This is a genomic window from Thalassobacillus sp. CUG 92003 (assembly GCF_013618635.1).
Classification (GTDB): Bacteria; Bacillota; Bacilli; order Bacillales; family Halobacillaceae; genus CUG-92003.
In genome coordinates, this window is the sequence record NZ_JABLSJ010000009.1 from 1 (window position 1) to 15,361 (window position 15,361).

Consider the following 15,361-nt stretch of genomic DNA (forward strand, 5'->3'; position numbering starts at 1 on the left):
TGAGGAAGCTCACCCCATGCCCACGGAAAGCGATCCGTTTTCCCAGCCAGCATCCACATACACAAAAGTCTCGAAACGGAGTTTGAAATCGCTTTTCCCTGTGCTAGCACCTCTTCCTGAAGTCAATCAATCGGATTGGGATTGCTTGGAACGGAGATGCTCCCGGTTAAATCATAGGGCCCAATTTGGGATCGTCCAGGTGACTCGAAGACGACTTCTTCATAACCGAACGCCTTGACCGTCATAAGGATGGATTCAACCATATTCAATATTTCCTGGTTGGCCTCCCAGTCTTGCGCATCATTGAATTGGATGGTTACGCTGTCTTCTGCCGCGTTGATATCATTAATGGCAATTTGCTCAGGTATACTGGGATAAATTTTATTTTGACTTTCACTTTCTTTCAGTTCCTCAATCGCCTCAGAAACTTCACGATAATCGGCTTTGATCGGAATCAACAATTGCGGCGTTTCGTTATTAGCTTGAAATATTTTATAGGCCGCACGTTCTTCCTTTTCGACAGTAAGTGACGTGAGTTCCCCATAATTACCAAGAACGAGGGGGTTGCCTTGATTATCTTTTAACGCCACTTCCTCGACTACCGTTGAGCTGAACATCGACTGAACACTATCAACAAATAAGACATCAGCTGAGGATCCTTGACTGGAGAATCCTTCAGGAGCTGTTATACGAGCTGTCTTGCCAGATTCATCCACAGAAAAAGTAAAACCTTCTAACATAAATTCAAGTAACCCCAAGGTCTCGGGTTGCACATATTCCTCTACTCCTTCATTAAGGATGTCTATCAGGCTCTTCTGCGCATCGCTGTCAGATTGAAGCGTCACGGGTACGACATACTGACCACTAGGTTCCGGAAAGGCAACTTGAACGGCACCCTCCTCTGAGGAGGTGACAACATGGCTATTAAGCTGAGGCCCAGCGTCTTCAGAGAAGCTCGCTTCACCCCCATCTTCAGCTTGAGAAGAAGCATCAGGTTCTTTCTTCAAAGAATCATGTGAAGGATTCTCCTGCTGGGATTCAGATTCCTCTGCACCTTCTGGCTGCGCATCTTCACTCGTCGTCTCTTCGGATGATTCATTCGCCTTCTCCCCGCTGGATTCAGCTTGATCAGCCGAATCATTCAATGGCGCTGACCCTTGATTTGAATTCAGCATAACAGTCGGGAGAATCAATGCCAGCAGGAGGAGGACAGCGCACGTTGCCACTGCAGGCGCAAACCAGGTTCTTTTCTTTTTGCTGGCTGGTTTTGAAACATGCGGTGAGATCTTTCGGTAAAGCTCATCTTTGGTTTGATGATCTTCTATGGTCGGCATCTGTTTCAACTGTTTTTTTATGTTTTCGTCATCAAATCGATGCGGCTCACGCTTCATGTTCTATCCCCTCCTCTTCCAGCTTCTCTAACTGTTCCTTCAGTGCCTTCATTCCTCTATGCTGTGTTGTTTTCACTTTACTTTCACTCCACCCCAGAATAGCCGCGGTTTCTTCAATTGACATCGACTGAATGAATCGAAGTATGATGACACTCTTCTGGTTGACCGTACAATAATCCAGACCTCGGTACACTTTTTTCATCTCTTCTTTCTGAATCGTAATTTCTTCAGGTAAAGGCTCGTTATCTTTCAAGCGCTCTCCCTGTTCCCCCCAATCAAAAAATTCCATAATACGTTCGCGCGTCCGTTTTTGCTTGCGGAAATGGTCGATGGTGACATGGCGGGCAATGGAGAACAACCACGTTTTTTCACTGCTTTTTCCGTTAAAAGAATCATACGATTTCATCACTTTAATATAGACATCTTGCACAAGATCTTCTGCCAAGTCTCTATTTTTCACCATATAAAGGATGAACTGAAAAACGTCTCGATGATAGTGATCGTAAAGACGTTCGAACACAGCTTTCATATGTGTTCCTCCCGTTCATAGGTATAGTCGTTTATGTAAGACAAAATGTTTCACTCTTAATCATAATATGTTCCACAAAAAAATACCAACCTGAATTTTGGCTGGTATCATATCGTCAAATATTGATTCTGGTAACGAAAAAACAAGCGTTGAACAAGTGGGGCTAAAACTAGGATGAAGCCGGCATTGCTTAAGGCATGGTATCCATCAAAAGGGAGTCCTGCTAAATAGTAACCCCAAAACGGCTGTCCCGCAGCCCTCATCGTTAAAGAAAGAACGAGACCGAAGAAAAAACCGCTCATAGCTCCGTATATGGAGAGGCCCCAGAAGGGCACATGAGCACGATAATGCCCTAACAACCCGGCTCCCGCCCCGATCAATATCCAGGCAGTGCCCTGCCATACTACCCAGGGTCCCATCCCGAGCAACACATTAGATAAAAAGGTCGTTAAAGCAGCTACACATACTGCCGCAAGCGGCCCCATCCAAAAACCTGTTAAGATGATGATCGCCGTGACGGGCTGGATATTCGGCAGGCCAGCTAGCATAAACCGGCCTGCCACTGCTAATGCAGCCAACATAGCGATCAAGGTGAGCTTGTAGGTATTCATCCTCATCATTCCCAAGCTGCAAAATCGAATTCGATATTATCATCATCTTTTACTTCATACTCATTGGCACCTGTAGACGCTTCCTCTCCGTTAATGGTATACATCCAAGCTTTTTGTTCTCCTTCTTCAGCAGAAACACCTTCAATGCTCGTAATGAATCCATCTTCTTCTTTAATGTCAAAGTTGTTTTTCATCACGTCCATCAATACGGCGCCTTCCTCTACGGTCAATTCCTCTTCAGCGACTGTTTCCTCTCCATTATTTTGGGTGATGTTAACAGTTACATTTACTTCTTCCTGCTGTTCTTTTTCCGTATTTGCTTCCTGCGACTCGCCCCCATCAGATTGGCAGCCTGTCAGGACACTTCCCATTAACATACATGCGAATAAAAATGATGACAACCACTTCATGATAACCTTCCTCCCCCTATTAATCTGATTTGACACTCAGCGATTGGACTTGATTCATGTACAGCCGATTTCAGACACTACAAAAGCCTACCCTGAAGCAGGATAGGCTTAAGACATACCAATATATGATCTTCATAACAAACAAAATAGACCCGATCGGCTGTCTCAAACGCTCAATCCCCGGAGCTTTGAAACTAAGAAGTCAGGCAGGTCTACTGGCTTAGGCCTCTTCCTACTCCAAGTCCTTCCCATACCCAAGCGTACAGTGGATCTTCTTGTTTCGTCAGCCTTAACAGTTGCGAGGACAGCCCCGGGCTTTCACCGGATTCCCTATTATGCCGAAACGGCACCCTCATTCTTAATATTCAGTTCAATTAATAGATTACCACACTTTTACTATTTGTAAAATTAAATGTTTCATGAACAACAAGATTTTCTTACAGGTTATCTGAATTTTCGGCTCCTTCTGGCAAATGGAAGCTGAAAATTGTACCTTTACCTTCTTTACTATGCACGTTAATGAAACCGTCGTGTGCTTCAACGATGTTTTTGGCGATTGCCAAACCAAGGCCGGTTCCTTTTTTGCCATCTTTACGCTTTCTTGCCCTATCGGCTTTATAAAAGCGTTCAAACACAAACGGCAGATCCTCTTCAGCGATCCCGGTACCGGAATCTTGAATAGACACTTCAACCCACTCGTTTTCTTTAGTCACGTTAATCTCAACGGTGCCTTTAACGGGAGTGTGACGGATTGCATTGTCAATTAAGTTGGTCATCACCTGTTCAATCCGGTCAGGATCCATGTCAATGTATTGCTCAGGCATATCGATGTTCATTCGCAAATCAACTTGCTTTTCTTGAGCAGGTCCTTGAAACTTATGAATGATTCTTTCTATGAAAGGCGACACATCCACAGCTTCCTTGCTTAACGAGATATGGCCTGCTTCCATACGCGCCAGGTCCAATAACTCATTAACTAAACGGCCGATACGTAATGATTCATCGTGAATGATATCGGCCAGTTCATTTTTCTCTTCGTTGGTTTCAGCTACATCATCCACGATGGCTTCACTGTAACCTTGCAGCATTGATATAGGTGTGCGAAGTTCATGGGAAACGTTGGCTATGAAATCTTTTCGCAATTTATCAAGGCGTCTTTCTTCTGTCATATCCCGGATAACAGCTACCGCTCCTCTGACAAAAGCTTTATCGTATAGAGGCGTCATAATAATAACCCATGTACGACCTTGCACGTTAGTTTCTGTCATGACTTCTGTTTCCTGCGTAATCACACGATTGAATAATTGAGACAGCTCATCTGGCAGGAAGCTCTGCTCTTTCGTCACTTCCCCATTTGACATGGCATCAGAATGATATTCCACTGCTTCTAAGTATTGACCCGCAGGAGGGTTTGTAATTAAGATTTCACCTTGTCGATTGAACGTTATCACACCATCTGCCATGGAACTTAATATTCCGGAAAGCTGTTCTTTCTCTTGATTCACTGCATTGATATGATACTTAAGCTGCCTTCCCATACGATTGAAAGCCATAGCCAATTCGCCTATTTCATCGTGGGTCAATATAGGAATTTTCGTATTAAACTCACCTTCAGCCAGTTCTAATGCTCCTTCACGCATTTTTATCAAGGGTGCAGTAATTCGAGTTGACAAGAAAAAAGCGAATATCGTAGTGAGGAAGATCGCTATGCCAGCGGCAAGAAAAATAATTTTCGTCGTTTGCCGGCTCGTTTCTTCGATAATATCTAGAGGCTGATAAACAAAGACGCCCCCTTCTCTATTCGGAAAAGGTGTCCCCACAACGACTACTTGCCGCTCATCATTGTCTAAATCAGCTATTTTCTTCACATCAGCTTGATCCTCAAACACGCGAGCTAACTCAGGATCAGAGCGGACCCACTGCTCATTGATATCAGGTAAATCATTTTGTTCGCTCGACATCCAGACGTTGTCATTGCCAAAGGTAATCATAATGCGGCTTGAAGGATCTTTCATTTGTTCGGCGATCTCTAACCCAAGCTCCCGATCGTCATGACTCTCAATCGTTTCAGCCACACGTCCGGCTGTCTGAAGTAACTCTTCTTCAGCCTCAATCACATGATAGTTCTCAAAGAACTCCAATAATAAAACCGTTAAGATGAAGAGAACGAACGAAACCATCAACAGGATGGTGAACCATAATTTTCCGACTACACTGCGCCAGAACATCAGCTACCATTAACCTCGAATTTATATCCGACACCCCAAACCGTCACGATCATGGCGGCGGCATTGGCTGAGACTTTGCTCAATTTTTCCCTCAGGCGTTTGACGTGTGTATCGACTGTGCGTAGGTCACCGAAGAATTCATATTGCCATACCTCTTTAAGTAATTCCTCTCGCGCAAATACTTTATCGGGCGATTTAGCCAAATAGTACAAGAGTTCATACTCCTTAGGTGTCAACATCACTTCTTTTCCATCAGCCGTGACGCGGTGAGCGTCAAGATCAATGGTGAGATGTGGGAAAACGATGACGTTCCGTGCGGCCGTTTCAGTGTCCAGGAATCGCGTCTGGGATGATCGTCTAAGCAACGCTTTCACACGTAAAACGACTTCACGCGGGCTAAATGGTTTGACGATATAATCATCCGTACCCACTTCGAACCCTTGAACACGATTGGCTTCTTCACCTTTAGCCGTCAGCATGATGACGGGTGTGGATTTTTTTTCGCGTAATCGCTGACACACTTCAATCCCGTCCGTTCCTGGCATCATGAGATCGAGTAAAATGACATCATAGTCTTGATTCAAGGCAAGCGTCAATGCCTCATCTCCATCTGCTGCTTCTTCAACTTCATAATCTTCTTTTTCCAAGTAAAGTCTTACTAATCGCCGTATTCTATCTTCATCATCTACAACTAATATTCGGGCTTCTTTCTCCATGACAATCGCTCCCTCATAAGTATTGACCTTTAGTATTGGTCAGATCGCCATATACGTTTCACGACGTTAAGGGGAGTTTTTGAAAACTCCCCTTTTGTGACCTACGCATATGAATGAAGTCCGGAAATCACTAAATTCACCGCAATTAAATTAAACATGATGATAGCAAAACCACCGACAGCCAACCAAGCCGAATTTGTGCCGTGCCAGCCTCTCGAGAGTCGTAAATGTAAAAAGGCAGCATAGAACAGCCATGTGATCAATGCCCAGACTTCCTTAGGATCCCAACCCCAGAAGCGATCCCAAGCTTGTTGGGCCCAAATCATTGCGAAAATTAAAGCGCCTAACGTGAAGATAGGGAATCCGATGGTCACTGCGCGATAAGAGACTTCATCAATAATATCAGGATTCGCTTTTTTCAACCAGGGCTGAATACTTGCGGCTATACGTTTTCTCAAGATCAGTCGCACTGCCCCGTAGAGCACTAGCCCGGACAATAATGACCAAATCAATGTGTTAAACTTTTGAGCAGCATCCACTCCCCGCATCCATACAGGAGCATCGAACCACGGTGCCATCTTACCGGAAGATGTCAATTCACCATCATGCGGACCAGCAATAGCAGGCATTTCATACTCAATTGCTGTCATCTCGCCTTCTATAGGAGCTTGGAACGCCACCTGGTAACCGAACCCGCTGAAAGCACTGGATACGATAATAAATCCGAGGGTAGAAAAGACAATATACATCACGAATTCCAACCAGAATGTGTGCTTAGACTTCTGAGATTGGTCGATCTGACGAATTAAAAATAAGAGACCCGCAGCAAAACTGACCGCTAAAATAGCCTGACCAAGCGCAGCAGTTGTGACATGAATATATAACCAATGCGTTTGCAGAGAAGGCACAAGCGGCGAGATTTCTCTCGGGAACATACTTGCATATGCTATGATCAACACTGCTACAGGCAACGTAAACAACCCAAGAATGTTGAGACGGTAAATGGAGTAAATCACAATAAATGCCAAAACTAACATCATACCGAAGAACGTTGTATATTCAAACAAATTACTGACAGGGGCATGAGCGCTTGCCACCCACCGTGTGAAAAAATAGCCAACCTGTGAGAGGAAACCGATCACAGTCAAGGTTATTCCTATTTTACCTGCTTTACTGGCCTTCCCACTGTTCTTATCCTTAACTGTAGCTCCAAAAAAAAGTATGGCCGCTAAATAAATAAAAAATGCTGCATACAGTAAATTACTGCTGATTGTGCTTAACTCCATGTTCATCCTCCTTTGCCCGGGGTTTTTCAGATGCGGCTTTTATTTCCTGTTGATCTTCCGGAACGGAGAGACCTGTATCATTAAATGCTCTCTCCATATCTTTTTTCAAGCCATACCAATTCTTATTGGTGTGCCCGGCTACCCAAACTTCATTATCTTTAGGGTGAATCCAGATGCGGCGATGATTCCAGTACATACCCTGCATGACCCCAATCATGAAAATGGCGCCGCCTAATCCTAAGAACGGAAGCGTGTGATCCTTTTTCACCGTGAGACCGGATACGTCCCTCATCTCGAAATCTTCAATTCCAAGCTTATAATCGTTTTCATTTGTAGGATCGATGTTACGACCAATACCGGCAAAGCTCACTTCAGGTTCTGCATCCCCCGGAGGATGGACCTCGAACACGAATGCAGGATTTTTTGGGTACTTGGATTTGGAAACAGGCGCTCCATCCTCAAGCTCGTATTCAGGAAAATATTCATTGATAACTACTCGATAACCGTCCTCGAGTTCATATTCTGACTGTGGATCTGACAAATCGATTGTAAATGTGCCGTGCACATTATCTTCATTACCCGTGTCATGAAGATTGAATGTCATGCTGCTGAATTCATTTTGCTGAAAACTTGCTTGATATAAACTGTAACCATCAAATTTAATCGGCTGATTGACTTTTGAATGTGTTTCTTTTAATACTTCCAACTCTGGATCTGTGCCGACCGTGGCGTCGTCCTTCCGTTCGTAAATAACAGCGTTCGTTTGATAGTTTTTCGGAACTTGGCCGCCTTGTTGCTGCAGGGCTTCTTTATAACGGGGGTCGTCTTCGTCATACGTTTCTAATATGAAGTCTTCATTTTTAATGTAATACTGACCTTCTGTACTGGGAATGACTTTAGTTTCCCCTTCACGAACCCAGACAAAATCATCGGTATACATAAAAGGAACAAACCGTAGTAAAGCACCTAGCAAAAAGATGATGAGACCAATGTGGTTTACATAAGGACCCCATCTGGCAAACCGTCCCTTTTCAGCTAATATGTGACCATCTTCTTCCCTTACGTTAAAACGCCGCTTTTTCAACTGCTGCTTCAGCAACTCTGTATCAGCAGATGGGCTCTTTCCAAACAAGCGTTGTTTACGCATAAAACGTTCGTGCCTTTTCGGCTTTTGATTTTTCAATGTCCGGTGCAATGGCACAAACCGGTCAATACTTGCGATGACAATCGAAATCCCGATCAACGCAATCAAAATCATATACCACCACGAACTATACAGGTTATGGAGACCTAGCTGATAATAAATTTGACCTGCTAGACCGTATTGATCTTCATAATGAACGGAAGGGTTAACACCCGGGGGTATGTACATTTCCTGCGGGAAAATAGTACCCAGCATGGAAGCGGTCAGCGTAATGACAATCAGCCATACGCCGACTTTAACACTGGAGAAAAAATTCCAAATTTTATCGATGACTGTCCGGTTGTACGTTTGAGAACGACGCGCACTGCCATCATACCGCATATTCAAAAGCGATTCATTCTTATTATCCTGTCCAGGTTGCTGTGGAGTCAACGGTTTGCCGCAAGCTTCACATAACTCGGTGCCCTCGGGATTTACATGCCCGCATTCACATGTAATTTTATTATTCATACAAAAACCTCACAATTACTGGATAACTTAAGCGTCTGGCTGAATTTGCTTTAAATATCCTTCAAGTTTATCAAGTGTAAGCTGTCGGTCCACGCGCTTTACGACCTCTCCTTCAGCATTGATGAATAAGCTCGAAGGAATATTTCCTACTTTATAAAGATCCATGACCTGTCCATTCTTGTCATGGAGAATCGGGAATGATATGTCGTATTTTTCAAGAAATCGTTTCACGACCAGGTTCGTGGAATCAAGGTTTACCGCGACGATTTCGACACCTTTATCTTCATATTCTTCGTACAGCTTCTCCATATGCGGCATCTCATCTTTACAGGGTTCACAATAAGTGGCCCAGAAATTCAGCATCACGCCTTTTCCTTCAAAATCTTTTAATTCCTTTGATTCATCTGTCCCGAATTCGGTAAGCTGAAAATTGGGCGCCTGCTCGCCTTCTGCGACCACAGGGTCATCATTTGTAAAGTTAGCGAATAACGCATAGGTTACGAGTCCTGCCATTATAGTGAGCAGCACAGTGCGAAAGATCAGTCGTCTCTTTTTTTTCTGCATTTCATTCACTCCCAGCTCATTATAACATTATAGGGGTGAACAAAATTTGAACATTATTCAACATTTTGTTCAGCTTGAAACCGAAGTGTCTTTACTTCATGGGGGGTCAATGGGCGTGCATCACCCGCATTCATACCGTGTAACGTAAGTGAACCGTATCGTTCTCGTTTTAATTTATCAATCGGATACCCTAAATTATCGAACATACGCCTGATTTGCCTGTTTTTACCTTCGTGAAGAATGATTTGGATGATGGCTGTATTTTTTTTACGATCAACGGACATCAACTTGGTATGAGCAGCTTTCATATATTCTCCATCAATTCTAACACCTTGTTTTAACGAAAGCAGTTCTTCCTTACTTGGAATGCCTTTTGTCTTAGCGACATATACTTTATCAATTTCATGCTTAGGGTGCATGAGCAGATTGGCGAACTCTCCATCGTTCGTTAATAAGATAATACCGGATGTATCGTAGTCTAACCTCCCGATTGGAAACAGACGTTCTTTGACCTCAGCTAGATAATCGGTTACAACCTTGCGACCTTTATCGTCACTTACACTAGAGATCACCCCTCTTGGTTTATAGAGTAAATAATACACGGGTTCTTCTTTCTCCAACGGGATGCCGTTTACTTCGACCTTGTCGTCATGAGATACTTTCGTTCCCAATTCTTTGACGACCTCGCCATTTACTTTAACCTGTCCGTCTACAATCAATTTCTCCGCTTTTCGTCGAGAAGTGGTTCCGCTATGAGCAATTACTTTTTGCAGTCGTTCTTGTTTCGACATGAAATGTCACCTGCTCTTTCTATTGAGTCTATCATCAATCGACAACACGAAGCCACGCTGGTGTTCAGCGTGGCTGTCAGTTTCATATCCATTATACACACTATTGTTCCTTTTTAACAAAACAAACTCACTTTATGCGAACAGAAATAGGACCACAACAATCGAAGCTACTATTCCGACGAGATCCGCCAGCAATCCGACTTTAAGCGCATTGCCCATTCTTTTGATCCCTACCGCTCCAAAATAGACGGTCAAGATGTAGAGTGTGGTATCCGTACTACCTTGCATCGTAGAGGCCATACGTCCTATCAAAGAATCGGGGCCGAACGTTTTGATCAGTTCTGTCGTAACACTTAATGCAGCTGTGCCGGATATAGGTCTTACCACAGCGAGCGGCAAGACTTCTTCAGGGAACCCCAACCTTTCTGCTAAAGGGCTGACCCACGTCAACATTGCTTCCATGGCACCCGAGGAACGAAATATTGCAATAGCTACCATCATACCTACTAAAAACGGCAATAACGAAATCGCCATGGATATACCTTCTTTACCACCTTCCACAAACTTCTCATAGACCGGTACGTGCTTAATTGTCGCCGTTACCAATATCAGCAGGATGATCAATGGAATAAACCAAGTGCTGATCATATATGCCTCTCCTTTTTCCTTCGTTGATAATAAAAGTACCGATCTATTAATATGGCTGCCATAGTTGAAATGGCGGTCGCAATCAACGTACTTGAAATGATTTCCGTCGGTGCGGCTGAATCAAATTTCATTCTGATCGCTATCACAGTGGTGGGGATTAAGGTGAGCGAAGATGTATTCAATGCTAAGAACGTAATCATCGAACGACTCGCCTCATCAGATCCTGACAATCGTTTCATCTCTTTCATCGCCTTGATCCCCATCGGCGTTGCAGCATTCCCTAATCCCAGCATGTTAGCTGTCATATTCGATAATATGTAACCCATGGCCGGGTCGTCTCGCGGTATATCCGGGAAAAGCCTGGTCACAATCGGACGGAATGCTTTAGCTAATGCCCGCAACAAACCTGCTTCTTCAGCCACCTTCATCAACCCTAGCCAAAAAATCAAAACACCCATTAAGCTGAGGGTGATCATAACGCTGTCATCAATTGTCTGGAAAATCGCGCGGTTAACCTCAGCCATCGTGCCATTGATACCTGCATATACAATTCCGATCACAGCCAGCATTGCCCAGATGACATTAATCATCCGCCTAAACCTGCCATGCTTTTAATCATGGACTTCAGTTGCGAGAAGAAACCCGCTTGATAGGGCTCGGATGAAAAGCTGGTCTCAATGATCGGTTCATCATCTATCAGGTATATCTTTTTTCCTGCTGTCATCGATTCGTTTTCTTCCGGATATAATTGAATGACCGAGCGCACCGTTTGTTTTTCCTCTTGGTTCAGCGGGAGGTGCACGTCCTGGGGGTAATAAAAGGTGCGACCTTCAACGTCTGTTTTTCCCTTATCGTGAAGCTTGACCCGTTCATATTCACTGAACCCCCATTCGTATAACCGTTGATGATCATTCCAGTCGCTCGGGGCGTTTAAGGTCACGACGATCAGTTCCAAGTCACCTTTTTTAGCACTACTGACCAACGTTCGACCTGCCTGCTTGGTATAGCCCGTTTTTCCTCCGGTTGTATGCGGGTAATACTGGGTCAATAACTTATTTTTGTTCATCCAAGCGTAGTCTCTATTTTGGGATAAGTATTTTTCGCTACTCGTAACCTCGCGGAAGGTTTCATTTTTCATCGCATAGCGCATTAACAACGCAAGATCGTGAGCAGACGAGTAGTGTGTATCGGAATCAAGGCCATGCGGGTTATCAAAATGTGACTCATCCATCCCGATCCAGGCTGCTTTTTCATTCATCAGATAATTGAAGCCTTCAACACTCCCCCCCACATGTTCCGCTATAGCAACAGCTGCATCATTTCCGGACCTCAACATCAATCCATAAACAAGATCGTTTAACGTCATTTTCTCGCCTTCTTCAAGGTAAATCGAAGACCCTTCTGTATGAACTGAACGGTGGCTAGCATCTGCTTTCTCAGATAATTTCCCCGATTCGATGGCTACAATCGCTGTCATGATTTTTGTAGTGCTCGCAATCAAGGAGGTTTGATGGGCATCTTTTTCATATAACACCCGACCCGATTCAGCGTCCATTAACACAGCCTGTCTCGCTGACACTTGAATCGATGAAGATGTCTCCGCCCTTGCACCGGCTGGCAACATTATTAAGATAGTCATTATCATGATGGCCCACTTTTTCAAAGGTTGTCCTCCTCGCCTTTTCACTTGCTTCATTCTATGATTGGGAGGACAAGATTATGAGTCAGCATCCCATCCTTTAACACAAAGCTCTTTTTCCGTTTTGCATTAAATATGAATGGATATTGTCAGCAATTTGAGAAGTCAGTTTGACAAGGAAGGGGCTCTGCTTTTATGGAGCGTTTTCAGTTAGAAAGAGGGCGTTTGAAGCTACTAAAAATCCATACGAGGAAGTTCGTATGGATTGGACCTATCTATGAGTGGGCAAATATTATGATTTTTCTTTCGTTGAGCTTTTCCGTTCATATTCCATATCATAATAATCCAATACATCCCGCAAGAAGTGAAACGATGTCTCCAGGGAAGCAAACAACTCTTGAAGCGATGGCCCCGGAACATGGTGAAACGTGATGGATGGACCGCTGGAATAAGCTGCCCGGCTATTTTCATACCACGATTCTTCTTTAGGTAAAAAGAATTCGCTAATACATTGGTGATAAATACCATACAAGCACTTCTCCGCCTTACTTTCCCTAAAGACGGGGGCACTCAGGAGTCTGGCAAGCTTATCCTTTGCTTCATCACAAAAAACTTCTAATCGTCTCAAAGACTTTAATACCTGCTGTTCATACTGGGTAGGGCCACCGCCGTTCCCTAGCGAGAGCCGCTCCACATTGTAATGATTCAAGAATTGCTCAAGCTGCTCAACAATATGGACCATGCACCCATGTACGATTTCTGTCTGTTCAAACACCGTTTTATTACGCATCACGTTTCCTCCTGGAACAATTCCGATTCGTCTGTCTTCTCAAGCTTGCAAAAATGAAAGCGTTGATTCAATAACGTACGTCTCTTTGGCAGCGAGGACCGAGCAAACGTGTTCGATCTCCGTCCAGTTCATATGATCGAGGTAATCCTTATACTCCTCCCACTCACTAACATATACACGCTGACGATGTTTATACTCAGGTTTCTTTATGAGTGCGATAAGGGCGAACACATCTTTCATCGCGAACGTGACCCCATCAGATTCATACACGACGTCTTCATTGAACGGCGTGCATTCAGACATTTTAGAATCAAAATAAGCGACGTAAACGACGTTAAGTTTATGTTCTTTTCCTTTATCGACATATCTCACTTCTGAACGGTTAAAAAAATCTTCGGGTGAATTTTTTTGAGATTTCTCCAGCTGCTCCCCATGGATTGCTACAATTTCCATTGTCACCCTCCTATGTTCTTACGACTTAGTCAGCACTATCATACCACATTCCCTTAAAAAATCGGGCGGTTCAGGCATCATTGTCCTCTGAAGATAAAGGTGATTCCGAAAGCGACTGGAAGAATAAATCTGCTTCATCTTCAACTTCGCTGTCATGTTGCTCTAAATCTGTCAGGGGAGGAAGTTCTTCCAAGGAACCCAAGCCAAAATAACTAAGAAAATCAGCCGTTGTTCCATAAAGGATGGGGCGTCCGACTGCTTCTTTTCGGCCGACTTCATAAATAAGGTGCCGCGTTGTCAGGGTATGAATGGCTCGTTCACTCTTCACGCCGCGAAGGTCATCGATTTCAATCCGTGTGATCGGCTGTTGATAGGCGATAATAGCCAACGTTTCTAATGCAGCTTGTGACAATCGCGTGGATTGGGGGGCGTCCACAAGCTTAGCGTAATACGGCGCATGCTCTTTTTTAGTCGTCATATGGTAAACCTGGTTGGAAACCATTAATGAAATGCCTCGCTCTGGTTGCTGATACGCCTCCTTTAAGCCTTCAATCGCTTCGTATACGGTATCCATCTCCACTTCCAGCAGCTTCGCCATCTGCCTGGCACTCAACCCTTCGTCTCCAGCGGCAAAAAGCAGACCTTCGATGATTGCTTGATAGTCTGTTAATTTCATGTTGCATCCTCCCGTTTGTACACCATTAATTCATCAAAATGTGATGCTTGAACGCACGTAATCTCATTTGCTTTCATCAATTCGAGCAAAGCCATAAACGTAGCCACGACATGAGGTTTTGTTCGTTCCGGAAACAAATTTTCGAAGCGTGTACCGCCGGGGTTAGAACCTAATGAATGAAGCACTTCATTCATCCGGGTTTGAATCGGAATTTCTTCGCGTGTCACTTTTGTTTCTATGGGAGCGGCTGATGGAGACTGGCGCGTCATCAGACGGCTCATCGCAGCTAGCATATCATAGACAGAAGCCTCACCAGGTTCAACAGGAGCTTGTTCGTTCCCGTATTCCTGCAAGGGAGAAGGCGGTTTGCTATAAATGCGATGGGCTTGGAGTTCTTTCATCTGTAAATCTTGAGCTGCTTTTTTGTAGCGCTTATATTCAACCAGTCTTCGAACCAATTCGTCTCGCGGGTCTTCCTCCGCCTCCATTTCATCATCAAATGCTTCCGGTTGATTCGGTAACAGCATCTGGCTTTTGATGACAAGAAGCGTCGCAGCCATTACGAGATATTCACTCGCAACATCCAGTTCTAGCTGCTGCATAGTATGTATATATGACATATACTGCTCGGTTATCCGCGCAACGGGAATATCATAAATATCAATTTCATAACGTTGAATCAAGTGAAGCAACAGATCCAACGGCCCTTCAAAACCTTCAACTTTAACGTGATAACTCTCTGTCATGTATATACGCTTCCTTTTTTGTCCAGGGGCATCTTGCCAACGGGACGTCCCCAATTTTTCAGACGTTTCGCCTGCAATCTAAATGGTACCAAAAAAACGAAAGACCGTTAACCGAAAAAAGGCGGAATTTCCTGCCGAACACATGCAAGGCAGCACCTTTCCAGAGGGGTCAACGGGACAATAAAGACACGCATCCGCTGCTTATGTTACACTTTTAGAACGATTAAAT

General features: G+C 44.1%; 17 protein-coding genes and 1 riboswitch. All 17 genes read right to left on the bottom strand.

The genetic code is table 11. The features are described from left to right. Positions 1–122: 122 nt before the first annotated feature. Positions 123–1,391: a GerMN domain-containing protein gene (locus HOP45_RS13770; protein WP_181349974.1), complete on the bottom strand. Its 1,269-nt coding sequence runs from the start codon at positions 1,389–1,391 to the stop codon at positions 123–125. Further along, positions 1,381–1,920: an RNA polymerase sigma factor SigX gene (gene sigX / locus HOP45_RS13775; RefSeq protein WP_181349975.1), complete on the bottom strand. Its 540-nt coding sequence runs from the start codon at positions 1,918–1,920 to the stop codon at positions 1,381–1,383. Before sigX ends, HOP45_RS13770 begins: the two co-directional genes overlap by 11 nt. A gap of 107 nt (positions 1,921–2,027) precedes the next feature. Continuing rightward, complete coding sequence (locus HOP45_RS13780; RefSeq protein ID WP_181349976.1) at positions 2,028–2,531, bottom strand: ECF transporter S component; 504 nt, start codon at positions 2,529–2,531, stop codon at positions 2,028–2,030. 5 nt (positions 2,532–2,536) lie between these two features. Continuing rightward, positions 2,537–2,941 (bottom strand): DUF4430 domain-containing protein, encoded by a 405-nt coding sequence (locus HOP45_RS13785; protein WP_181349977.1) that lies wholly within the window; start codon positions 2,939–2,941, stop codon positions 2,537–2,539. Positions 2,942–3,129: 188 nt separating this feature from the next. Beyond that, positions 3,130–3,310: riboswitch (cobalamin riboswitch) on the bottom strand. A gap of 68 nt (positions 3,311–3,378) precedes the next feature. Continuing rightward, the gene (locus HOP45_RS13790; RefSeq protein ID WP_181349978.1) at positions 3,379–5,169 is read right to left on the bottom strand and encodes an ATP-binding protein; all 1,791 of its coding nucleotides are present in this window, start codon (positions 5,167–5,169) and stop codon (positions 3,379–3,381) included. Then, the gene (locus HOP45_RS13795; RefSeq protein ID WP_181349979.1) at positions 5,169–5,885 is read right to left on the bottom strand and encodes a response regulator transcription factor; all 717 of its coding nucleotides are present in this window, start codon (positions 5,883–5,885) and stop codon (positions 5,169–5,171) included. The genes HOP45_RS13790 and HOP45_RS13795 overlap by 1 nt, the downstream gene beginning before the upstream one ends. Positions 5,886–5,986: 101 nt before the next feature. Beyond that, a complete protein-coding gene (ccsB, locus tag HOP45_RS13800) occupies positions 5,987–7,171 on the bottom strand; it encodes a c-type cytochrome biogenesis protein CcsB (protein WP_181349980.1) in 1,185 nt (394 codons plus the stop codon). Then, positions 7,146–8,825, bottom strand: coding sequence for a cytochrome c biogenesis protein ResB (resB, locus tag HOP45_RS13805; protein ID WP_181349981.1), 1,680 nt, complete (start codon positions 8,823–8,825; stop codon positions 7,146–7,148). The genes ccsB and resB overlap by 26 nt, the downstream gene beginning before the upstream one ends. A 27-nt stretch (positions 8,826–8,852) precedes the next feature. After that, positions 8,853–9,389: a thiol-disulfide oxidoreductase ResA gene (gene resA, locus HOP45_RS13810; RefSeq protein WP_181349982.1), complete on the bottom strand. Its 537-nt coding sequence runs from the start codon at positions 9,387–9,389 to the stop codon at positions 8,853–8,855. 53 nt (positions 9,390–9,442) lie between these two features. Then, a complete protein-coding gene (locus HOP45_RS13815; protein WP_181349983.1) occupies positions 9,443–10,180 on the bottom strand; it encodes a pseudouridine synthase in 738 nt (245 codons plus the stop codon). Between the two features lie 132 nt (positions 10,181–10,312). Beyond that, positions 10,313–10,828: a spore maturation protein gene (locus HOP45_RS13820; protein ID WP_181349984.1), complete on the bottom strand. Its 516-nt coding sequence runs from the start codon at positions 10,826–10,828 to the stop codon at positions 10,313–10,315. After that, a complete protein-coding gene (locus tag HOP45_RS13825) occupies positions 10,825–11,418 on the bottom strand; it encodes a nucleoside recognition domain-containing protein (protein WP_181349985.1) in 594 nt (197 codons plus the stop codon). Before HOP45_RS13825 ends, HOP45_RS13820 begins: the two co-directional genes overlap by 4 nt. Continuing rightward, positions 11,415–12,491, bottom strand: coding sequence for a D-alanyl-D-alanine carboxypeptidase family protein (locus HOP45_RS13830; protein WP_255437655.1), 1,077 nt, complete (start codon positions 12,489–12,491; stop codon positions 11,415–11,417). The genes HOP45_RS13825 and HOP45_RS13830 overlap by 4 nt, the downstream gene beginning before the upstream one ends. A gap of 268 nt (positions 12,492–12,759) precedes the next feature. Beyond that, on the bottom strand, positions 12,760–13,257 hold the full coding sequence (locus tag HOP45_RS13835) for a DUF3907 family protein (protein ID WP_181349986.1): 498 nt from the start codon (positions 13,255–13,257) through the stop codon (positions 12,760–12,762). A 39-nt stretch (positions 13,258–13,296) separates the two neighbouring features. Beyond that, a complete protein-coding gene (locus tag HOP45_RS13840) occupies positions 13,297–13,710 on the bottom strand; it encodes a hypothetical protein (RefSeq protein WP_181349987.1) in 414 nt (137 codons plus the stop codon). A gap of 70 nt (positions 13,711–13,780) precedes the next feature. Continuing rightward, the gene (gene scpB, locus HOP45_RS13845; RefSeq protein WP_181349988.1) at positions 13,781–14,386 is read right to left on the bottom strand and encodes an SMC-Scp complex subunit ScpB; all 606 of its coding nucleotides are present in this window, start codon (positions 14,384–14,386) and stop codon (positions 13,781–13,783) included. Further along, positions 14,383–15,132, bottom strand: a complete 750-nt coding sequence (locus tag HOP45_RS13850) for a segregation/condensation protein A (protein WP_181349989.1) — start codon at positions 15,130–15,132, stop codon at positions 14,383–14,385. The genes scpB and HOP45_RS13850 overlap by 4 nt, the downstream gene beginning before the upstream one ends. Between the last annotated feature and the right edge of the window lie 229 nt (positions 15,133–15,361).